Source organism: Bradyrhizobium sp. TM239 (assembly GCF_036247985.1).
Taxonomy (GTDB): domain Bacteria; phylum Pseudomonadota; class Alphaproteobacteria; order Rhizobiales; family Xanthobacteraceae; genus Bradyrhizobium; species Bradyrhizobium ottawaense.
The window spans coordinates 278,484-298,586 of record NZ_BTIR01000005.1 but is presented as its reverse complement, the minus strand read 5'-3'; the positions used below and the strand labels follow the sequence as shown (position 1 = coordinate 298,586).

Annotated in this window: 19 protein-coding genes; 7 read left to right on the top strand and 12 right to left on the bottom strand. The window is 63.6% G+C overall.

The features are described from left to right. Nucleotides 1-95: 95 nt before the first annotated feature. Both AABA84_RS10160 and AABA84_RS10155 read left to right on the top strand, forming a co-directional pair. Entirely contained in the window at nucleotides 96-1,625 is a 1,530-nt protein-coding gene (locus AABA84_RS10160; RefSeq protein ID WP_338311986.1) for a UbiD family decarboxylase, read from the top strand. Further along, a complete protein-coding gene (locus AABA84_RS10155; RefSeq protein WP_338311985.1) occupies nucleotides 1,622-2,218 on the top strand; it encodes a UbiX family flavin prenyltransferase in 597 nt (198 codons plus the stop codon). Before AABA84_RS10160 ends, AABA84_RS10155 begins: the two co-directional genes overlap by 4 nt. Nucleotides 2,219-2,255: 37 nt before the next feature. Here AABA84_RS10155 and AABA84_RS10150 read toward each other — a convergent pair whose 3' ends face one another. From AABA84_RS10150 to AABA84_RS10100, 11 genes are all read right to left on the bottom strand, one after another. Next, nucleotides 2,256-2,579, bottom strand: a complete 324-nt coding sequence (locus AABA84_RS10150; RefSeq protein ID WP_212253377.1) for a metal-sulfur cluster assembly factor — start codon at nucleotides 2,577-2,579, stop codon at nucleotides 2,256-2,258. Further along, nucleotides 2,576-3,085 carry a DUF2249 domain-containing protein gene (locus tag AABA84_RS10145; RefSeq protein ID WP_212253379.1) on the bottom strand — a complete coding sequence of 170 codons (510 nt, stop codon included), beginning with the start codon at nucleotides 3,083-3,085 and terminating at the stop codon, nucleotides 2,576-2,578. Before AABA84_RS10145 ends, AABA84_RS10150 begins: the two co-directional genes overlap by 4 nt. 12 nt (nucleotides 3,086-3,097) lie before the next feature. Beyond that, nucleotides 3,098-4,444 carry a hypothetical protein gene (locus AABA84_RS10140; protein ID WP_212253381.1) on the bottom strand — a complete coding sequence of 449 codons (1,347 nt, stop codon included), beginning with the start codon at nucleotides 4,442-4,444 and terminating at the stop codon, nucleotides 3,098-3,100. A 129-nt stretch (nucleotides 4,445-4,573) separates the two neighbouring features. Continuing rightward, a complete protein-coding gene (locus AABA84_RS10135; RefSeq protein ID WP_212253495.1) occupies nucleotides 4,574-5,209 on the bottom strand; it encodes a response regulator in 636 nt (211 codons plus the stop codon). 162 nt (nucleotides 5,210-5,371) lie between these two features. Continuing rightward, the gene (locus AABA84_RS10130; RefSeq protein ID WP_212253389.1) at nucleotides 5,372-6,001 is read right to left on the bottom strand and encodes a response regulator; all 630 of its coding nucleotides are present in this window, start codon (nucleotides 5,999-6,001) and stop codon (nucleotides 5,372-5,374) included. Nucleotides 6,002-6,061: 60 nt separating this feature from the next. Next, the gene (locus AABA84_RS10125) at nucleotides 6,062-7,264 is read right to left on the bottom strand and encodes a sensor histidine kinase (protein ID WP_338311984.1); all 1,203 of its coding nucleotides are present in this window, start codon (nucleotides 7,262-7,264) and stop codon (nucleotides 6,062-6,064) included. Nucleotides 7,265-7,851: 587 nt separating this feature from the next. Then, nucleotides 7,852-8,673, bottom strand: a complete 822-nt coding sequence (locus AABA84_RS10120) for an outer membrane beta-barrel protein (protein ID WP_212253400.1) — start codon at nucleotides 8,671-8,673, stop codon at nucleotides 7,852-7,854. A 145-nt stretch (nucleotides 8,674-8,818) separates the two neighbouring features. After that, nucleotides 8,819-10,081, bottom strand: a complete 1,263-nt coding sequence (gene arcA / locus AABA84_RS10115; RefSeq protein ID WP_212253401.1) for an arginine deiminase — start codon at nucleotides 10,079-10,081, stop codon at nucleotides 8,819-8,821. Between the two features lie 26 nt (nucleotides 10,082-10,107). Then, nucleotides 10,108-11,541, bottom strand: coding sequence for a basic amino acid/polyamine antiporter (locus AABA84_RS10110; RefSeq protein WP_212253403.1), 1,434 nt, complete (start codon nucleotides 11,539-11,541; stop codon nucleotides 10,108-10,110). 143 nt (nucleotides 11,542-11,684) lie between these two features. Further along, entirely contained in the window at nucleotides 11,685-14,750 is a 3,066-nt protein-coding gene (locus AABA84_RS10105) for an efflux RND transporter permease subunit (RefSeq protein ID WP_338311983.1), read from the bottom strand. Beyond that, nucleotides 14,747-15,835, bottom strand: coding sequence for an efflux RND transporter periplasmic adaptor subunit (locus AABA84_RS10100; protein WP_212253497.1), 1,089 nt, complete (start codon nucleotides 15,833-15,835; stop codon nucleotides 14,747-14,749). The genes AABA84_RS10105 and AABA84_RS10100 overlap by 4 nt, the downstream gene beginning before the upstream one ends. Nucleotides 15,836-16,125: 290 nt before the next feature. Here AABA84_RS10100 and AABA84_RS10095 point away from each other — a divergent pair, with 290 nt between their 5' ends. Both AABA84_RS10095 and AABA84_RS10090 read left to right on the top strand, forming a co-directional pair. Next, nucleotides 16,126-16,326 carry a DUF3551 domain-containing protein gene (locus AABA84_RS10095; RefSeq protein WP_212253408.1) on the top strand — a complete coding sequence of 67 codons (201 nt, stop codon included), beginning with the start codon at nucleotides 16,126-16,128 and terminating at the stop codon, nucleotides 16,324-16,326. Between the two features lie 214 nt (nucleotides 16,327-16,540). Then, entirely contained in the window at nucleotides 16,541-17,044 is a 504-nt protein-coding gene (locus tag AABA84_RS10090) for a DUF1269 domain-containing protein (protein ID WP_028143792.1), read from the top strand. A gap of 20 nt (nucleotides 17,045-17,064) precedes the next feature. Here the strand turns inward: AABA84_RS10090 and AABA84_RS10085 are convergent, their stop codons facing one another. Next, entirely contained in the window at nucleotides 17,065-17,775 is a 711-nt protein-coding gene (locus AABA84_RS10085; protein ID WP_212253410.1) for a Bax inhibitor-1/YccA family protein, read from the bottom strand. A 241-nt stretch (nucleotides 17,776-18,016) separates the two neighbouring features. Here AABA84_RS10085 and AABA84_RS10080 point away from each other — a divergent pair, with 241 nt between their 5' ends. The 3 genes from AABA84_RS10080 (at nucleotide 18,017) to AABA84_RS10070 (ending at nucleotide 20,067) form a co-directional block, all read left to right on the top strand. After that, nucleotides 18,017-18,220 (top strand): DUF6894 family protein, encoded by a 204-nt coding sequence (locus tag AABA84_RS10080; protein ID WP_212253412.1) that lies wholly within the window; start codon nucleotides 18,017-18,019, stop codon nucleotides 18,218-18,220. A gap of 131 nt (nucleotides 18,221-18,351) precedes the next feature. Then, complete coding sequence (locus AABA84_RS10075) at nucleotides 18,352-19,791, top strand: basic amino acid/polyamine antiporter (protein WP_212253414.1); 1,440 nt, start codon at nucleotides 18,352-18,354, stop codon at nucleotides 19,789-19,791. Between the two features lie 30 nt (nucleotides 19,792-19,821). Beyond that, complete coding sequence (locus tag AABA84_RS10070) at nucleotides 19,822-20,067, top strand: hypothetical protein (protein WP_212253416.1); 246 nt, start codon at nucleotides 19,822-19,824, stop codon at nucleotides 20,065-20,067. Nucleotides 20,068-20,103 lie beyond the last annotated feature (36 nt).

The following is a 20,103-nucleotide window of genomic DNA, read 5'->3' as shown; positions in this document are numbered from 1 at the left end:
CACATCTGGACGGATTGCACGCCGCTGTATTTGAGCGGGAACAATGAAGACCGAAAACAACCCGGCTAGCTCTGATTTTTTGGGAGCTTGTCCAGTTGCAACGTGATGTGCCGCGCTTTCGCGACTTGTCCGACTTCCTGCGCTTCATCGAAAGCCGGGGGCAGTTGCGACGCATTCGCGGGAAGGTCTCCGTCGTCCACGAGATCACGGAAATCCACCGGCGTGTGCTCGAGGCACACGGACCTGCACTATTGTTCGAGCAGCCCGTCAAGGCCGACGGCAACGCGTCGGAGATGCCGCTCCTCACCAACCTGTTTGGAACGGTCGAGCGGATCGCGTGGGGAATGGGCATCACGCCCGACCGTCTCGGAGAGCTCGGCGCGCTGATGGCCGAGCTCCGCGCGCCGCGACCACCACACGGCATCAGGGATGCCCTCGACAAGATCCCGCTGGCGCGCGCCGCGTTGGCGACGCGCCCGCGCACACGGGCGGCGGCGCCGGTTCAGGACTGCGTCGCGATGGGGCCCGACATCAACCTTGCAAAATTGCCGATCCAGATCTGCTGGCCCGGCGAGCCGGCGCCACTGATCACCTGGCCACTCGTGATCACCGTCCCGCCGGAATCCGCGACGGCGGACCAGGAGGAGAATGTCGGCGTCTACCGCATGCAGGTGCTCGGCCGCGACCGCGCCATCATCCGCTGGCTCGCGCATCGCGGCGGCGCCCGGCATCACCAGCAATGGAAGGCGATCGGGCGCGACATGCCGGTCGCGATCGTCATCGGCGCCGATCCGGCCACGATCCTTGCCGCCGTGCTGCCGCTGCCCGAGACGCTGTCCGAGCTGCGCTTCTCCGGCATCCTGCGCGGCGAGCGGCCTGACCTCGCGCCATGCCTCACGGTCCCGCTCGCGATCCCGGCCGAGGCCGAAATCGTCATCGAGGGCTTCGTCTCGGCGACCGAAACCGCGCCCGAGGGACCCTATGGCGATCACACCGGGTACTATAATTCCGTCGAACAGTTCCCCGTGATGCGCGTGACCGCGATCACCAGCCGGCGTCAGCCGGTCTATCTCTCGACCTTCACGGGCCGGCCGCCGGACGAGCCGTCGCGGATCGGCGAGGCGCTCAACCAGCTGTTCGTGCCGCTGATCCGTCAGCAATTCCCCGAGGTGACCGACTGCTGGCTGCCGCCGGAGGCGTGCTCCTACCGCATCGCGATTGCGGCGATCAAGAAGCGCTATCCCGGCCAGGCGCGGCGGCTGATGCTGGGCCTGTGGTCGATGCTGCCGCAGTTCAGCTACACGAAGCTGCTGATCATCGTCGACGACGACATCGACATCCGCGATTGGCGCGCCGTGATGTGGGCGGTCTCGACGCGCAGCGATTCCTCGCGCGATCTCGTGACGCTCACCGACACGCCGATCGACTATCTCGATTTCGCCTCGCCGAAATCCGGGCTCGGCGGCAAGCTCGGCATCGACGCCACCACCAAGATTCCCCCCGAGACGGATCGGGAATGGGGCGTTCCGCTGGCCATGGACCCCGCCGTGGTCGCGCGTGTCAATGCGATGTGGTCGAACCTCGGCCTGTCCGGCGCGCCCGCACGTGCACCGGTCCTCACATGAGCGGGCGGCAAGGCATCATCGTCGGCATCAGCGGCGCCTCGGGCGCTGCAATCGGCATGCGCATCGTCGAGCTGCTGGCCGATGATCCACACTACGCAGTGCATCTCGTGGTCTCGCCCGCGGCAGAGCGTACGCTGAGCGAAGAAGTCGGGCACGATGCGCTCGCGCGGCTGCGCGCCCTCGCCTTCCGCCGCTATCTTCATTCCGACATCGGCGACGCGATCGCCAGCGGCTCGTATCCGGTCGCGGGCATGATCGTGGCCCCGTGCTCGATCCGCACGCTCTCGGCCATCGCCTGGGGGCAGCTCGACAACCTACTGACCCGTGCGGCCGACGTGCAGCTCAAGGAACGGCGCCGGCTGGTGTTGCTGGTCCGCGAAAGCCCGCTGCATCTCGGCCATCTCAGGGCGATGCTGCAGGCAACCGAGATCGGCGCGATCATCGCTCCGCCGATGCCGGCCTTCTATCTGAAACCACAGTCGCTGGAGGAGGTGATCGAGCAGATCGCCGCCCGGGCGATCAACCTGCTCGACCTGGCAAAGCTTCGCGCACCCGCAAGGATCTGGTCCGGCCCAGGCGCCGAAGGCGTGTAGACAGCGGAGCGCCTCCAGGCAGAGCCGCCTCGCCGGATCAATTCACCTCGGCAAAGCCGAGCGACGCCTTGACGCCGGGCGAGATCATCCAGGGCTGCCAGGGCGGCTCGAACGTCATGGTGACGTCGACCGATTCCACGCCGGGAACCAGGCACGCGCTGTTGGCGACGCCCTCCTTGAGAAAGGATGCGGCGGGACAACCCGGTGTCGTCGCCGTCATGGTGATGTGCACCGCGCCGTCGTCGATCGACACGTCATAGACAAAGCCGAGGTCAACGATGTTGTGCCCGAGTTCCGGATCGATCACGGCCTTCAGTGCCTGCCTGATCTGGGCCACGAGATCATCGTCGTTGATCGTCATGCGCAAACCCTCACTGTCAGTTGATAGGTGTCCTTCTGCGGCGTGAATCCGCCGCGCCACTGATGGCCGCGCTTGGTCAGCTCCCGAAACAGGAAGACCGGTTCACGACTGAGCAAGGCGCAGAGCGTCTGCCCAGGGGCGAGCCGCTCCATTGCAGCCAGAATCCGGACCATCGGCTCCGGCGGATCGAGGTCGCGGTTGTCGAGATGAACCACGGGCTCCGGCCAATCGCCACCACTCGGCGCCGCGGGCGCCGGTTCAGCCGCATCTGGCGAGCCGTCGTCCGGCAGGAACCGGATCTCCCATTCGCCGCCTTCGAGCTCGGCTTCCCGATGCGCAAAGCCCTTGCTCGCCATGACGTCGAACAGAGGAACCGGCTTGAAGGGGGCATAGAGCCGCAGCCCCTCCCCGGGCTCGAGCCGCGCGAGCGCGGCCATGATGATCGAGAACGGCTCGCCGCCAGCACGCAGGATCGGCCGGACATCGACGTCGACGAATTCGGTCATTGCAGTCTCCTTTCAGTTTCGCGAGACCAACAGATGCGGCACGACTGCTCCCGTCGGCAGGCGCAGCGGCTCCGCCACGTCCGCAAGCCGCCTTGCCCTGACGAGCTCCTCGCTCAGGCCGAGCGTCGCAAGCGCCACGATCGCGACGGCGACGCGGAAGCCGAGTGCCGCGTCGACCAGGAGCATCAAGGTTGCCGCCCAGCTTCCGGCGAAGAACAGCACGAACCATTTCATCGCGCGGCGCTCGTCAACGAGATCCTGCACGCGGGGCGTCGGCACTCTGCCCATCACCGGACCGTAGGTCTCGAGCCAGGTCAGGAACGGGACGATCTTGTAGAGATTGGCGAGCACGAGGCCAGTGAGCCAGCCGAACGCGACCAGGAAGGCGAGCGCTCCGACATGCGACTGGAGAGAACCGGTCGCAAGCAACACGGCGCCGAGGATTGCGACCGCGACGAGGCTCGCCAGCGAAACGAGGCTCATGCGCGTGTTGAGCTCGAGCGCGCGACGTTTGCGGGCTCTGTACAGGCCGAGCACGTCGCGGCCGTAGGCGGCCAGCGACAGCAGCGCCGCAGCTCCCGCCAGCAGAAGCGCCAGATTTACCCCGGTCGCACGCCAGAGTGCGAGCACGCCGCCGACGGCTCCGGCGACCAGCGCGGCAAAGCCGGCAAGCCAGGCAAGCTGTCCCAGCCTCGCATCGCCGTCGGGCGCGAGCATGAACATCGCCAGCAGGCGATAGCTGACGCCCATGGCCGTGAAGGTCAGCCATCCGCCAAGCCCAGCAATGGCGTGGATCGGAACGCCCGACACGAGCAGGTCCGGCCATTGCGCGCCGATAGCGGTTCCGGACAGCACCAGAGAGAACGTGCCGCCGAATGCCGCCGTGACACAGATGCAGGCAAGCCCGGCTGCGACGAACCGCGCCGGCCCCGGCAGCGGACGGGCCGACCAGAGCGTCATGCCGAGATTGGCAACGACCAGGGCGAAACCGGCGATCAGCAGGCTGGCGCCGACGGGGAGCAGCCGGGGCGGCCCGTTCAAGTGCCCGCCAAGCGTCAGGAAGCCCGCGAGCAGGATGGTCAGCCCCAGCGTCAGCAGCACCAGAGCCGGCAGCGTCCAGCGCTCCGCATAAAGCGGCTTTGCGACCAGCACCGGCACGAACTGAAACAGCGCGCCACACACGACCATGCTCAACCAGCCGATGCAGACCATATGGACGATGACGAGCGTGTCCGGGCCGCCGATGTCGTGGTTCGGAAAACCGAACCCGGCGACCACCAGGACTTCCGCGACCAGCAGCCATACGATTGCGACCGCGAAGTAGCTGATGGCCCATCTACAGAGACTGGTTCCAATCACGGCCTGCTTCCCATCGCGTGCACACGAAACCCCGTGTCAGCACCCGAAACGGTAAGCAGTTGCAGTCACGACCACTTTGTCGAGGCGCAAACTCCGGCGCCTTTCGCGGCCGACATCAGCATGATCCGTTCAGGGCAAGACCAACTTCTTGCGGATCGCATAGCGGACGAGCTCAGCGGTGGACGACATCCTGAGCTTGCGCATGGCCGAGGCGCGATGGGTCTCGACGGTCTTCACACTCAGTTTCAGGATCGAGCTGATCGACCTGTTGGTATGCCCCTCCGCGATCAGCTGGACCACGCTCTGCTCGCGTGAAGTCAGCAGCATGTCGGCCCGATTCTCCTTGTTGCCCTGGTAGTCGTGCAGTAGCCTCTCCAGCAGGATGCTGGTGAAGTAAGGCCTGCCGTCAAGCAGGGCCTCGATGGCGGAGATGAGGTGCTTGCGTGCGTCTGACTTGAACAGAAAGCCGCGCACCCCGGCCAGAATGGCTTCGGTCAGAAGTTCCTCGCTCTCGTGCATCGTCAGGATCAGGACCTGCGCGCCAAGGTGGAGCGCCTTGAGGCGGCGACTGACCTCCAACCCGTTCATGACCGGCATGGAGTAGTCGACGATCACGATGTCCGGCCTGGTCTCGATCGCCAGCGCGACCGCCTGCTCGCCATCCGTCGCCACGCCGCTCACGATCCAGCTGGAATGCGTTTCGATGATTGCACGCAGCCCGGAACGCACAACTTCATGATCATCCGCAATCAAGATGCGTTTCACCGTGTCGTTCCCGTTTGCCGACCCTTGCGCTTCCGGGCCGATACCGGCAGCAAACCGCAGTCGAACGATCATAGGGAGCGCGGCTGGAATCGTTATCCCACAAAACCCTGATATCTCCCGGCGAAGGTACCGACGCCCGTACTGCTCGCCGATATCGCCGCCTCAAGCTTCGACCAGCCCGGTCCGAACGGCGTACCGGACCAGCCCCGCCGTCGAGTTCACCTCCAGCTTTCGCATCGCGGCTGCCCGGTGGGCCTCGGTGGTCTTGACGCTGAGGTTGAGGATCGCACTGATGCCCTTGTTGCTGTATCCTTCCGCGACCAGCTTGACGACCAGCTGCTCGCGAGCCGTGAGTTCGTGATGCCGCTCGCCGCCGGCCCGCGGCCCGTGGTCGAGCTCGGTCAATCCCCTCCGGGGGCAGAACGGCCGGTGCAGCAACAAGGCCTCGACAGCTGCGACAAGCAGCTTGTTGGCGTCGGACTTCACCAGGAATGCGCGCGCCCCCGCCTCGAATGCCTGCTGGGCAAGCAAGCCCGAATTGTGCACCGTGAAGATCAGCACCTCGGTCTGCAGCGGATACTCCCTGATCCGCCGCGCCACCTCGACGCCGGTCATGCGCGGCATCGAGAAGTCGACAATGGCGACATGGGGCCGGCTTTCGATCGCGGCTGCGACCGCCATGCCGCCGTCATTCACCTCGGCGACCACCTCCCAATCCACCCGTTGCTCGAGCACCGCCCGCAAGCCCGACCGTACCGCCTCATGATCGTCCGCAATGAGAATTCGCTTCATGGCAGAGCACTCCGAATCCGCATCGGCGATGGGCCGGGGACCCGGCCCGCCGCCTCGCGGTTAGTGTTTTTTCGCTGATTGTGCGCCTGCGCGGGCCCTTGCGCTTGTCGTGGCTCCGCGGCGATTGGCCCTGTCCGCCGAGGGAGCATAGGGAAATACTGCACACAGCACCGTGCCGGTATGCCGGGGCGCCCGACTGGATTGGATGTCGAGCGTACCTCCGATCTCGTGCAACCGTGCTTGCATCGCCGGAATTCCGACACCAACAGAGACCGCGCTCCTGCCGAAACCCGGCGGGAGCCCGCGTCCATTGTCGCTGAGCGTCAGGTGAAAACGGCCGTCCGCGGTGTCGATGACGATGGCCACCTCGGTCGCGTTGGCGTGACGGAAGACGTTCGTCAGCGCTTCCTGAACGACCCGCAGCAATGTCCGTTTCGTCTCATAAGGCAGCCGATCCACATCCGGCACGATGTCGACACTTGCGCGCAACGACGTGCGCGCCGCAAATCCCTCCGCGTACCGCTCGATCGCAGCCTTCAGGCCCTCACCGGCGAGGTTCCGGGGATGCAGCAGATACGCAAAGGCGCGGATTTCCCGGAGCGCTTCATCGATCGATCCATCGATCTCGTCGCAGAGCTGTTCGGCCAAGTCCGATTTGCCAATGCTGCTTCGGATCCGCATGAGACCGAGACTCGCGGCAATCAGGTGCTGGCACGTCGAATCGTGGAGATCAGACGCTATCCGCTGCTGGATGCCTTCCTGGATCAGGCCGAGATTCACGCCGAGCCGGTTGTCCGGCCCGCCCCCGCTCTCGAACGCGCGGTTGCGCAGGGGGCGGTGACTGCCGATCAAGCGAACCGCACCGCCATGCGAAGATTGAACGACCGGAATTACAACCGTTTCAACGTTCCGGGGCGAGCCGCCGAACGCGAGACGCTGCCGGATCCTGATTTCCGCTCCTTCTGCGACGCACGCCCCCAGCGCCTGGCAGACGATTCTGGCGTCGTCCGCGTTCATGCAATCGAACACATCCATGTCGTAGACGTCTTCCGGCGAGAGACCGAGCCGAGACCCGAACTCCGGATTGATCGCCTGGTAGACGAAGCGTCCTTCAGGAGACGGACGCACGACGAAGAGGAGATCAGCCGAGAACGTCCAATAGAGCGCTTCGATCGATTGTTCCGAACCTGTCTGCAGCCAATTCCCGAGGCTGGTTCGATGCGACTCGCTGGCGGGGGAGACATGTACCTTCACGATACGCACTCACTCTTCTCCGGCGACATCGCGACGCTGACAACAGCATCGCTTGTGTCCGCTCGCCTGTTCGGGGACATCTCCCCTCGCCGGCCGCGGACGCGCCTTGGAGCCGATGCAATTATATACCCTGGAATCGCCACACAACAAGAGGTAGCATTTCCGTAGGATTAAAATCTCGAATCCGCGACGCGGCGTCTGCGCTGCGCGACGAAGCGGTTCGCGCCCTGCGCTCGAATTTGGCGCAACAGAGATTAAAAATGCGGGATTCCGAGCAGCGGACTCCTGCGCCGATAGGCGGCCATGCCTACCAACGCGGCGATGACGCTAGCGGCCGCTGCCACCATTTGCGCCGGACTTCCTCCTGTGTTCCGTCCTTGCTTTTGGAGCCGTCGGAGGTGGCGCAATCTGCAGGGGATGCGATGGCGGCGTCAAACGGTTTGTCGCAGCATCGTCCCGAAGCGCATCGGTATCAAGACGCTGGCTTCGATCGACGGCGTCGCGCGGATCGGCGGCGGCAACGGATGCCGCCGCTAGGCCCACAACAATGCCGATCAACAGCGACAAGCCTCTTGCGTGCATCGATCGGATACCTCTCAAAATGCGAAGTCCAGACGAGGGCCGATGCGAACGTCCCTATATCGCCGTAGCGGCACGTTCGACGTTCGCGCCTCGTACAGCACGGTCGTCGTGAGCGACACATTGCTCGCAAAATTATACTTCAGACCGACGTCTGCCGAATAGAGCTGATCGTGTCGCCCGCGATTGAGCCCGTCGGTGAACCAGTAAGCCTCGAACAGCGGCGTGCTCACAATCGACCATCTGGAATCGAGCTTGACCTCGATACCGAGCACGGCGTCGAAGCGCCAGCGGCGCGCCTCCGCCAGGTCGGAAAATCGATAGGTCAGGAGCAGCAATGGCGAAAACGTCGCGCTATTGAAGCGGAAGTCGCGCGCAACCGAGCCCATCACATCGTTCGAGGTGAAGGCCAGGTCGCGGTAGATACCGTCAAAATCGTAGCGATGCTCGTAAATGGCGGAGAAACGCCAGCCGTCCCAATTCTGGGTCAGGCGCCCGCCCATCCGCGCGACGGCAAAGTTGCCGTCCTTCTCCCGCGAAAACGCTTCATATTGCGCCCGCGCATAGAGGCGGTACGACAGGTCATTGCCGAGGTCCCCGTCCAGCCGGACGCTCACGTCGGGCACGTAGTAAACGTCCGACTTGCGGTTGTCGCGGGTAAACAGGGCGTTGTCGGTGAAGGTGGGCGCGATGGAACCGACGACGCTCCAGGTGGGTGTGGAGGTGTACGGCACAGGGGCCGCGATCGTCTTGAACTCGGTGACATCAAGGTCGGCTGCACCTGCCGTGCTTGCGCCGAACAGACCAAAGATCGGCAGAAGAATTCTGGACCTTCGCATGGTGTCCCTCGATGGCTGTCGCGTGCATCGGGATTCGCGTCAGGCTGTGACACGATTGTGGCGTGTTAATGTTATTCGGTTAAATCATGGGTTGATCAGATCGATCATCGTTTCGTAAACGGCCGCAAGGACCGCTGATGCGGGCTTAATAGTCGACTGCGTCCCTGATGATCGGACAGGTCATGCAATGACCGCCGCCGCGACCACGTCCGAGTTCCGCACCAACGATGGTGATGACCTCGATGCCCTCCTTGCGCAGCAGCGTGTTGGTGTAGGTGTTGCGGTCATAGGCAAACACGACGCCGGGGGATGCGCAGACGAGATTGGCGCCGCTATCCCACTGGGTTCGCTCGCGCATATAGGCATTTCCGCCTGTCTCGACCACGCGCAGCTTCTTCAGCCCAAGCGCCTCTGCGACGACCTCGACGAAAGGCTTTTCGTCCTTGCGCAGCTCGATGCCTGCGGAGCTGCCGGCCGGACGGTAGGAAAATGCCGCGATATTGTTGACGATGTCTGGATAAAGCAGCACGCAATCGCGATCGGCGAACGTGAAGACCGTATCCAGATGCATCGCCGCTCGGAGCTTGGGCATGGCAGCCACGATCACGCGCTCGGCCGCCTTCTTCTTGAACAGGGCGGCGGCGAGCTGGCTGATGGCCTGCCGCGAGGTGCGCTCGCTCAATCCGATCAGCACGTTGCCTTTTCCGATCGGCATCACGTCGCCGCCCTCAAGCGTCGCAAGGCCGTGATCCTGTGTCGGATCGCCCCACCAGACATTGACCTTGCCGGCGAAATCCGGATGGAACTTGTAGATCGCGGCGGCGAGGATGGGCTCTTCGTGGCGCGCCGGCCAGAACAGCGAATTCAGCGTAACGCCCCCGTAGATCCAGCAGGTGGTATCGCGCGTGTACAGGGTGTTGGGAAGGGGCGGCAGGAGATACTCGGTCATGCCGGCCGCTTCCCGGATGAGCCTGAGCGTCTCGCCGCCGCGGGCTTCCGGAAAGTCCTGGGTCGACAATCCGCCGATCAAGGTCTCCGCCAGCTCGCGCGGCTTGAGGCTCTCCAGATAGGCGCGCAGTTCGTCAATCAGGCCGAGGCCGACCTGATTGGGAATCACCTGATTGTCGAGAATCCACGTTCTCGCCTCCGGAATGGCGACCGTGTCGGCGAGGAGATTGTGCATCTCGACGACTTCGATACCGCGGTCGCGCATCTTCTGCACGAAATCGAAATGATCGCGCTTGGCATTGTCGACCCATAGGACGTCGTCGAACAGCAAAGTGTCGCAGTTCGTCGGCGTGAGACGTTGATGAGCCCGCCCCGGCGAACAGACCATCACCTTGCGCAGCTGGCCGACTTCCGAATGAACACCGAAGGGAACCCCTTGGTCCGATGTCTGCTTTGTCATGAGGCCTATCTCCGGAGTTGCTCCGCTCAGATCGTGATGTACCCCGTGGCCAGGCCATGAATGCCGATGACCGCGCCGATCGCGACGACAATGAAGATGATCCACTCGACGAAGGTGAAGACTCTCGCCTTCTGTTCGAGACGTGCCCACAGATACAGTGCCGTGCCGGGCGCGTAGAGGATGGCCGACAGCAGGAGGTATTTCATTCCGGCCGCATAGATCAGGAAGAGCGTGTAGATCAGCGCAATGCCGGTAAAGATCAGCCCGCTTCGACGCTCGTCCGGGCGCTTCTCATAGGTCTCGCCCCGCTTGACCAGCAGGAGCCCGTAGGCGGCGACCAGGAAAAACGGGATCAAATTCATGACGCTCGTCAGATTGAGCATCAGCGAGAAGGCGTCCCGCGACCAATAGGTGCTGATGACGAAGAGCTGGACGACGACATTGGTCAGCCACAGCGCCGCAGCCGGGACCTTGTTCTCGTTCTCGGTGCCGAACAGGGCCGGCATATCCCTGGTGCGGCCCGCGGCTGAAAGAACCTCGGTGCAGATCAGGCTCCAGGCGAGATAGGCGCCAAGCACCGAAACCAGAAGTCCGATGCTGACGAAGACCGCCCCCCAATGTCCCACCACGGCCTCCAGCACCGCTGCCATGGACGGCTGACGCATGTCGGCGATGTCGGGACGCGGCAGCACGGCGTAGGGCAGCATGGTGACGAGCACCATCAGGCTGGTCACCATCACAAAGCCAATGATCGTCGCCGCGCCGACATGGGATCGCTCCTTGGCATAGCGGGAATAGACGCTGGCCCCCTCGATCCCGAGGAACACGAACACCGTGACCAGCATGGTCGCGCGGATCTGCTCGAAGAGCCCCTTGTCCGGCATGCCCTCGCCGCCCCAGAAATTGTCGCGGAACTGGTCGGCCTTGAAGGCGAAGATCAGGATGACGATAAAGACCAGGATCGGCACGATCTTGGCAATGGTCACGATGGTGTTGATCGCGGCGGCCTGTTGCACGCCACGCAGGATCATGAAGTGAAAGAGCCAGATCCCGATCGAGGCAACGATGATCGCGGTGACGGTATTGCCGTCGCCAAACACGGGAAAGAACGCGCCCAAGGTCGACTTGATCAGGACCCAATACGACACGTTGCCAATGCAACTTCCCATCCAATAGCCGAGCGCCGACAGAAAGCCGGGATAATCGCCGAAACCTGCTTTCGCATAGGCGTAGACACCGGCATCGAGATCGGGCTTTCGCTCCGCCAACGACTGAAACACGCGCGCCAGCGTGTACATGCCACCGCCCGCGATGCACCAGGCTAAGATGGCGCCGAATGGACCGGTTGCGATGCCGAATGTGCGCGGCAGTGAGAAAATGCCGGAACCGACCATGGAGCCGACCACCATGGCCGTCAGAGCAAATAGCGAAAGCTTCTGGATCGACGGCGTCGCGCTCATGTGAAAGCCTCGGACCGCGAGGGATGGTCGGCGCGGCGGCCGCTTCGCTCGCTGCGACCCGGACGATGCGCCGTGGGGCACGCACGGCCAATCAGGTGATTACCTAGTCGAGGTCCGGGATTACCCTCACCGCCCACGCGCTCTCAGGCCGCGGGCGACGAGCCGGAAGCTTCGGCCTGCTCCTTTCCGCCGAACCAGGCGACATACAGTGTCGGCAGGAAGACCAGGGTCAGACCGGTCGCGACCAGCAGGCCGCCCATGATCGCAAAGGCCATCGGCCCCCAGAACACCGTCGGCGCAATCGGGATCATGCCGAGAACGGTGGAGACGGCCGTCAGCATGATTGGACGAAAGCGGGAACTGCTGGCGTCCACCGCGGCCTGCCAGGGCCCCTTCCCCAGTGAACGCTCCGCCTCGATCTGGCCAATCAGGATGACCGCGTTCTTGCTGATCATGCCGAGCAGCGCAAGCACACCGAGAATGGCGACGAAGCCCAAGGGCCGGCCCGACAACAGCAGCGCTGCGACGACGCCGATCAGACCGAGCGGCGCAACACTGACGACCATCAGCAATCGCGGAAAGCTCTGCAACTGGGCCATCAGGACCGTGAACATGACGAACAGCATCACAGGCACCACCGCCATGACGGACGCCTGTGAATTCCGGCTTTCCTCCACCGTGCCGCCGACCACGACGCGGTACGAAGCCGGCAGCGCCGTCTTCAACTTTGCCATGGCCGCGGCCTGCCTGTTGACGACCGTCTCCGGCAGCACGCGGTCGGCAATGGCGGCCCGAACCGTGAGCGTGGGCACGCGGTCTCGTCGCCAGATCAGCGGAAACTCCTGATCATACTCGAAAGATGCGAACTGGCTCAGTGGAACGGTCCGCCCGCCCGCGATCGGCATCTGCAACGTGCGTAAACTCGCCAGCGAGACCCGCTGTTCGTCGGTTGCGCGGACCACCACATCGACCAGGTAGATATCGTCGCGCACCTGCGTGACCGGCGTGCCGGATATCACGGTGTTCAGAACGGTGGAAATCGTCTGCGAACTGAGGCCGAGAAGTCGGGCCTCGTCCTGGTTGACGCGAATGCGCACCTGGCGATCGGGCTCCATCCAGTCGAAATTCACGCTCTTGGCAGCTGGATCGGCCCCGACGATCCGTGCGACGTCGAGCGCGATATCGCGCACCCGCTCGACGTCAGGACCACTGACGCGATACTGCAGCGGCCATCCGACCGGGGGGCCAAGGCCGAGCGGAGAAACCGACGAGATCGCGTACGGAAACTCATCGGCGAGGAATCGTTCCAGCTTGCCATGCAGCCGCTCACGCGCCCCAATGTCTCTGGCCACGACGACCGCCTGCGTGAAGAAGTCGTTCGGCAATTCGACGCTGAGCGGCAGATAGAACCGGATCGCGCCACGCCCGACATAGGTGCTCCAATGCGCGACGTCGGGATCGCCCGTCAGCATCTTGTCCAGACGCTTTGCCGCGGTTTCGCTGGCAAGGATCGATGCATTCTGCGGCAGGCTGAGATCGACCAGCAGTTCCGGCCGATCGGAGGACGGAAAGAACTGTTGCGGGATGAGCGGCAGCGCCAGCACGGAGGCGGCGAACAGCGCGGCCGTCCCACCGAGGGTCAGCCACTTGGCGCGGATCGCCGATATCAGGAATCGTCGATATAGCCGGAACGCCCATCCGGAAGTCGCAGCCCCCTTCTGCTCGGGCGGAACAAGGATGGCAACGCCCAGCAGTGGCGCGAAGATCACCGCGACGACCCAGGACGCCAACAGCGCGATCGCGACCACTGCGAACAGCGAGAACGTGTATTCGCTCGCGGCGCTTGCAGCAAAGCCGACCGGAATGAAGCCCGCGATCGTCACGAGCGTCCCCGCAAGCATGGCAAGCGCGTGGGTCCGGAAGGCGTAACCGGCGGCCTCGACCTTGCTGTCGCCCAACGCCAGGCGAATGAGCGTGGCGTCCGTCGTCGTCATGGCGTCATCGACCAGCAGGGCAAGCGCAATGATCAGGGCCCCGAGCGATATCCGCTGCATGTCGATGTGAAGGACCGCCATGACCGGAAATACGATCGCGAGCGTGAGCGGGATCGCCAGCGCGATGATCAGACCCGGACGAACACCGAGGCTGATGAAGCTCACGACCAGAATGATGGCGATCGCCTGCAGCAATGAGGTCATGAACTCGCCGACCGCCTTGCCCACGACGACAGCCTGGTCGGCCACGAGGCTCGGCTCGATCCCGATCGGCAGATCAGCGGTGATCCGCGCCATCGCCTCCTTGACGTTCCTGCCGAGCGCGAGGATGTCGCCGCCATCGCGCATGGCAATGGCAAGCCCAATCGCCGGGCGGCCATTGATCCGGAACAGTGGCTGGGGCGGGTCGGCGTAGCCCCGCCGCACTATCGCAAGGTCGCTCAGGCGCAGCATGCGACCGCCGGCGGCGAAGTTGATATCGGCAATGTCCTGCTCGGACAGGAAGCTGCCCGACACCCGCAGCGATATCCGCTCGGTGCCGGTCTGAATCGTTCCCGCCGGCATCACGACGTTCTGCGCGCGCAACGCCGCGATCAGGGCCGTGCGATCAACACCGAGATTTGCAAGTTCCTGCTTGGAGAACTCGACGAAGATCACTTCCTCCTGCGCGCCGAGCAGCTCGATCTTCGCGACGTCCGGCACAGCCAGGAGCTGCGAACGGATCGCCTCGACCCGGTCACGCAGCTCGCGTTGCGCGAAGCCATCGCTGGTGAAGCCGTAGACGATGCCAAAGGTGTCGCCGAAATCGTCGTCGAAGAACGGCCCAACGACACCGGCAGGCAGCGTATGGCGAATGTCGCCGATCGTCTTCCGCACGTGATACCAGGTATCGGAGACATCCCGCGCATTGGCGCTTCCCTTGAGGTTCACGAAGATGGTCGTGAGGCCAGGACGGGTGAAGCTGCGCAGGAAATCCAGATGCGGGGTCTCCTGCAATTGGCGCTCGAGACGCTCCGTCATCTGCTTCATCGTCTCATCGGCCGTCGCCCCCGGCCAGACGGCATGAACGATCATGGTCCGGATCGTGAAAGCCGGATCCTCGTTCCGGCCCAGCCGGAAATATGACAAGACGCCGGCAGCCACCGCTATCAGCATGAGGTAGACGATCAGCGAGCGTCGCCCCAGTGCCCATTCTGAAAGGTTGAATCCGCTCATCGCCCCGACCCGAGCACGCGCACCTTCTGGCCTGGATGAAGTGCCTGAACGCCCGCAGTCACGACGATCTCGCCGCTATCAAGCCCTTGCGCAACGATCACCTGCGCCTGGTCGAACCGCAGCACGTCGACATTTCGCACCGAGACCGTATTGGCCGAGGGATCTAAGACCCAGACGGCCGGCTGTTGATTCATCCTGGTCAGCGCGGTTGCGGGAATGCCGATCATCGGTCCGGAGCTCGCCTCGGCGCGCCCGACCACGGTCGCCCCGAGCCGCATCGCAGCCGGCGGATCTGTAAGGCCGACCTTGACCTCGAAGGTCCGCGTGACCGGGTTGGCCTGGGCGGCGACCTGCCGGATGCGCCCTTGCGCCGTCACTGCCGGATCGTCCGTGAGAGCGACCGTTACCTGCAGATTGGCTGGCGCCGCTCTCACCAATTGGGCGGGCACATCGAAGACTGCATCGCGACCGTCCTGGCGAGCGATCTTCGCGATCGTCTGTCCGGCCTGGACGACCTCGCCGGCGGCGGGGCCGGTTTCGGTGACCTTGCCCGGCGCATCGGCGCGCAGCTCGGTAAAGCCGACTTGATCGTGGGCGGCGCTCAACTGGGCTTCGGCCGCATCGACCTGCGATTGGGCGGTTTGTTGCGCCTGCGTCGCGGCTTCGAAGTTGGCACGGGTGGTCCAGCCCTGCGCCAGCAGCGTCTGCTGACGCTCGAAGTGATTGCGGGCCTGAGTGAGCTGGCCTTGCGCCGCGGCAAGGGCCGCCTGCGCCTGGCGTAGCGCGTTCACTTCGTTCTGCGATTCCAGCTGCGCCAGAAGCTGGCCGGCCTGGACGCGATCACCAAGCCGGGTGTTGTTCGAAAGCAGCCGCCCGCCGATTCGAAATGCAATGCTTACCTCGTCCTCCGCCTCGATGCGCCCGGTGAACGTGAACGGCGTCAGCTGCTCGCGCTTCTCGACCGTGGTCGTGCGAACCGGACGTGGCGCCGGGGGTGCATCCTCCGCCGGATCCCTTTCACAGGCGGCAACCAGCAGCGTGGTGACCGCTGCGACAAGCGCGGTGTTCAGCGGCCGCATCGGCATGACATGATCATCGGTCAACTGCTCCGCCGGCGATCTTGTCGATGGATCATCTCCCTTCCATCGGTAAATCTACTGAGCGATCACCGATGCAATCGTGGTCCGGAGATCCTTCCGGCATAGTCAGAAGATTCCCAAGGCAACGTCAGGCAATCACCTGATACCGAGGGCGCCGCAAGCGGTGCATCAAGGCTGCACCTGCTCTCGCCGCGGCGCGCTCGCCAAAGCAGCAGGTGGCAAGGGAACCGGCCGCTCAGGCCCCGAATGATTCACACGACGATAGGAGGATCGACATGAGAAAGCTGGCTTTGCTGTCCGCCGCCGTCTTCATTGCGCTCAGCGCGATGGGCTCGCCGACGCCCGTACAAGCGCAGGATCTGGCATGGTGCTCGAAGTTCAAGGGAATGCTCAACTGCATGTACGAGACCCGCTCCCAATGCCGCGCATCGCTGAGCGGACGGCACGGCACCTGCGTGCAAAATCGCCGCCGCTAACGGCAGCGCTCAGTCCGATATCGGCCGGGCGGCGTAAATGATGCGCTGTTGGTTGTCGTACGCCACCCGGATTCGGCATGCATGCCGCAACTGCCCGCCCATCGGGACATTCCTCCGCCAACGTCCGGGGTTTCCTCCAATCGCGGCGGGTACCCTTGCACGGTAGCGTCGATTGCAATGCGCCGGTTCGCTTTTGGATCAACGGGAGGTGTCAATGTCCGATCTTGTCGCGATCGTGTATCCGTCGGAAGCAAAGGCAGAAGAAGTCCGCCAGCAGCTCTTCAAGCTGCAGAAGGAATATCTGATTACCATCAGCGACGCCGTGATTGCCGTGAAGACGGACGCTGGCGGCATCAAGCTCAATCAACTCGTCAATACGACCGCGATGGGCGCAATGACGGGAAGTTTCTGGGGCCTTCTCATCGGCGTCCTCTTTCTGAACCCAATCCTCGGAGTCGCGGTTGGCGCAGCGTCCGGCGCGCTCGGCGGCGCACTCTCGGACTTCGGCATCGACGACGCCTTCATGAAGAGCCTGTCGACCAGCCTCCAGCCCGGCAACGCGGCCTTGTTCGTCCTGATCAAGCACATGACGGCGGACAAGGTGATCAACGAGATCAAGAGCGCCGGCGGCGTTGTACTCAAGACGTCACTCGACGAGACGAAGGAGAAGCTCCTCCGCGATGCGCTGACGAGCGCGGTGGAGCGGCCGGCGGCCTGAAGCCGCCGCTCCTCCCTGTCTCAACGCCTGCCGCCCGCAAGCCGCAGCAGCATCATGAAGAGGTTGATGAAATTCAGATAGAGCGACAGCGCCGCGATGACCGACTTGCGACCCGCAGAGGTATGGTCATCCGCGCTGTCGTACATCGCCTTGATCCGCTGCGTGTCGTAGGCCGTAAGCCCGGCAAATACGCCGACACCCACGATCGAGATCAGCCAGTCGAGCGCGCTCGAGGACAGAAAGATGTTGATCAGGCTTGCGATGATGACGCCGATCAACCCCATGAACAGGAACGTGCCCAGCCCGGAGAGATCGCGTCGCGTCGTATATCCGAAGGCGCTGAGCGCTCCGAAACTCGCGGCGGCGATGAAGAAGACCCGGGCAATCGACGAGTTCGTGTAGATGTGGAACAACGTCGAGAGCGATACGCCGACCAAGGCGGCGTAGAGGAAGAACAGCAGCCGTGCCGTCGACACGGACAGCGTATTGATGCGCGAGCCGATGAAGAAAACCAGCCCCAGCGGCGCGAGAATGAAGACCCACATCAATGGACTCTGCAGCAGAGCCGGGCCGGTGACCTGATAGGTCAGCCAGGCCACGACGGCGGTCAAGCCGACGCCCGCGGCCATGTGTGCGTAGATGCGCAACATGTATTCATGCAGGCCAGCGTCCACCGCAGACGCGCCGCCAGCCGACTCTGCCGCAGTCAGGTTCTGATCGAAATTTGACACATCCGCCTCCTCTGGACTTCGCCGGGGGAGACGACGCTAATCCTCGGGCTTCCGGAACGGCATCGGACAATCACCCGAATGCCGCCCGTGGAAATTACCCTTCGCTGTCGCAACTGCGGGCATCGCAGGGATGCCGCACATTACCGATGCGAGAGCTTGGAACTACGTTTAAGCCGTTTGGCGTATGCTCCTTACGGCTTTGTCACTTGGAAGTCGGGCGGGTCGCGATCTAACCCATGCCATGCGCTTCTTCTTTCACATCGCCGACAGATACGGCCTCTTCCCCGACGGGACCGGACAGGACTGCCCGGATCAGGATGCAGCCATCCTGCACGCCAGACGGCTCGCCGCCGAGCTCGCCAAGGCCGGTGAATTCTGCCGCGGCAGCGTCGTGCTTGTGGCCAGCCCGCCGCAGACGGCTTGCGGAGCCCCGGGCGGCGGCTGATTTTTCTGCCCTCACCTCCTACAGAGAATCCCTGATGTGCGCATGCGGCAGACACTTCTATGGTCCTCCGCAGGGGGCGGTCGGCAGATGCGACCACCACCGCGCTCCGGATTGGGAGGCCATCCTCCGTCATGGCGTCTTCGTCGAACGAGGCCGATCAAGAGCTTTCCCGCAACGCGTTGATTGCGCTTGTGATCGGATCGATGGTGGGATCCGGCATCTTCGCCCTGCCGGCGGCGTTCGGACGTGCCACCGGCGCCCTCGGTGCGATCATCGCATGGATCGTCGCAGGGACGGGCATGCTCATGCTGGCGCTCGTATTCCAGTCGCTGTCGCAGCGCAAACCGGAGCTGGATGCCGGCATTTACGCCTACGCCAAGGCCGGATTCGGCGACTACATCGGATTCGCGTCGGCGGCCGGCTACTGGATCGGCTGCTGTCTTGCCGACGTCGCCTGTCTCATTCTGATCAAGGCCACACTCGGGCAATTCTTTCCGATCTTTGGTGACGGCACGACGCCGACGGCGATTGCATCGGCGACACTGCTGCTGTGGAGTGTGCACTTCCTCGTGCTGCGGGGCATCAGGGGCGCGGCCAGGCTCAACACGATTGCAACCTTCGCAAAGATCGTTCCGATCCTCCTGTTCATCGTCGTGGCCGCGTTCGTCCTCGATCGCGAGCTCCTGCTGCAGAATTTCTGGGGAACTGAGCCGCCCAGCCTCCGGCAGGTGCTGAGCCAGGTGCGCTCTACGATGCTGCTCACCGTATTCGTGTTCGTCGGCGTCGAAGGCGCGAGCGTCTATTCGCGCTACGCCAGGAATCGCGCCGACATCGGCATTGCAACAGTGGTGGGCTTTCTGAGCGTTCTCTGCCTGCTCGTCCTGGTAACGCTGCTGTCCTACGGCGTGTTGCCGCGGAACGAGCTGGCGGATCTTTCGACGCCGTCGATGGCAGGCGTGATGGAATCAATGGTCGGACGCTGGGGCAGCGTGTTCATCAGCGTAGCCCTGTTGATCTCCATCCTCGGCAACTATCTGTCCTGGTCGCTGCTCGCCGCGGAGATCCTGCATTCGGCGGCGATACACCACACCATGCCGTCCTTTCTCGCGCGTGAGAATGCGAACAAGGTACCTGTTGGTGCTCTCTGGCTGACCAACTGTGTGATACAGGCGTTTCTGCTCGTCAGCTGGTTCGCCGAATATGCCTTCACGCTCGCACTGAAGATGACGAGCGCGATGACGCTGATCCCGTACGTTCTTGTCGCAGCCTATGGTCTCAAGCTCGCATCGACCGGCGAGACCTATTACGCCGGCGAGCGCGCCCGCACGACCGATGGGATCCGCGCCGCCGTTGCGACGCTCTACGCCGCCGCGATGATCTACGCCGGCGGACCGAAATTTCTCCTGCTGTCCTCGATCCTCTACGCGCCTGGAACCTTGCTATTCCTGATGGCCAAACGCGAGCGCAGGGAAAACACCTTCACGAGAACCGAAGCTATCCTGTTTGCGGCGGTCGCAATCGCGGCGGGCGGCGGCGTCTATGGGCTCGCCGTCGGCGCCCTTTCGATCTGACCCAGCGTCTTTGATTGTAGGGAGGCGAACATGAACATGACGATCACGAGTTGCGGCTTGCTCCTCGCCGGGTTGCTGATCGTCGCGGCGCCACCCACCGTCACGCTCGCGCAATCGAAGGACGACGGCGCAACGATGGCAAAGCAGACCGGCACCACGACATCCAAAAAGGATGCCGCGCCGCCGAACACCAACACCAATCCGACAAAGCACCGGTACTGGCGTCATCGCGGCGGCAAACACCCGCACTATGGCAGCCGCCGCCTTCGCACCTGAGGCATCGTAGTGGCCCCTTCGATGGATCAACCTGAG

Coding starts and splice junctions, on each gene's coding strand:
- AABA84_RS10120 (WP_212253400.1), bottom strand. CDS start 8,673: ATGCGAAGGTCCAGAATTCTTCTGCCGATCTTTGGTCTGTTCGGCGCA.
- AABA84_RS10110 (WP_212253403.1), bottom strand. CDS start 11,541: ATGAGCGCGACGCCGTCGATCCAGAAGCTTTCGCTATTTGCTCTGACG.
- AABA84_RS10100 (WP_212253497.1), bottom strand. CDS start 15,835: ATGCCGATGCGGCCGCTGAACACCGCGCTTGTCGCAGCGGTCACCACG.
- AABA84_RS10130 (WP_212253389.1), bottom strand. CDS start 6,001: ATGAAGCGAATTCTCATTGCGGACGATCATGAGGCGGTACGGTCGGGC.
- AABA84_RS10090 (WP_028143792.1), top strand. CDS start 16,541: ATGTCCGATCTTGTCGCGATCGTGTATCCGTCGGAAGCAAAGGCAGAA.
- AABA84_RS10070 (WP_212253416.1), top strand. CDS start 19,822: ATGAACATGACGATCACGAGTTGCGGCTTGCTCCTCGCCGGGTTGCTG.
- AABA84_RS10105 (WP_338311983.1), bottom strand. CDS start 14,750: ATGAGCGGATTCAACCTTTCAGAATGGGCACTGGGGCGACGCTCGCTG.
- AABA84_RS10075 (WP_212253414.1), top strand. CDS start 18,352: ATGGCGTCTTCGTCGAACGAGGCCGATCAAGAGCTTTCCCGCAACGCG.
- AABA84_RS10155 (WP_338311985.1), top strand. CDS start 1,622: ATGAGCGGGCGGCAAGGCATCATCGTCGGCATCAGCGGCGCCTCGGGC.
- arcA (WP_212253401.1), bottom strand. CDS start 10,081: ATGACAAAGCAGACATCGGACCAAGGGGTTCCCTTCGGTGTTCATTCG.
- AABA84_RS10150 (WP_212253377.1), bottom strand. CDS start 2,579: ATGACGATCAACGACGATGATCTCGTGGCCCAGATCAGGCAGGCACTG.
- AABA84_RS10145 (WP_212253379.1), bottom strand. CDS start 3,085: ATGACCGAATTCGTCGACGTCGATGTCCGGCCGATCCTGCGTGCTGGC.
- AABA84_RS10080 (WP_212253412.1), top strand. CDS start 18,017: ATGCGCTTCTTCTTTCACATCGCCGACAGATACGGCCTCTTCCCCGAC.
- AABA84_RS10095 (WP_212253408.1), top strand. CDS start 16,126: ATGAGAAAGCTGGCTTTGCTGTCCGCCGCCGTCTTCATTGCGCTCAGC.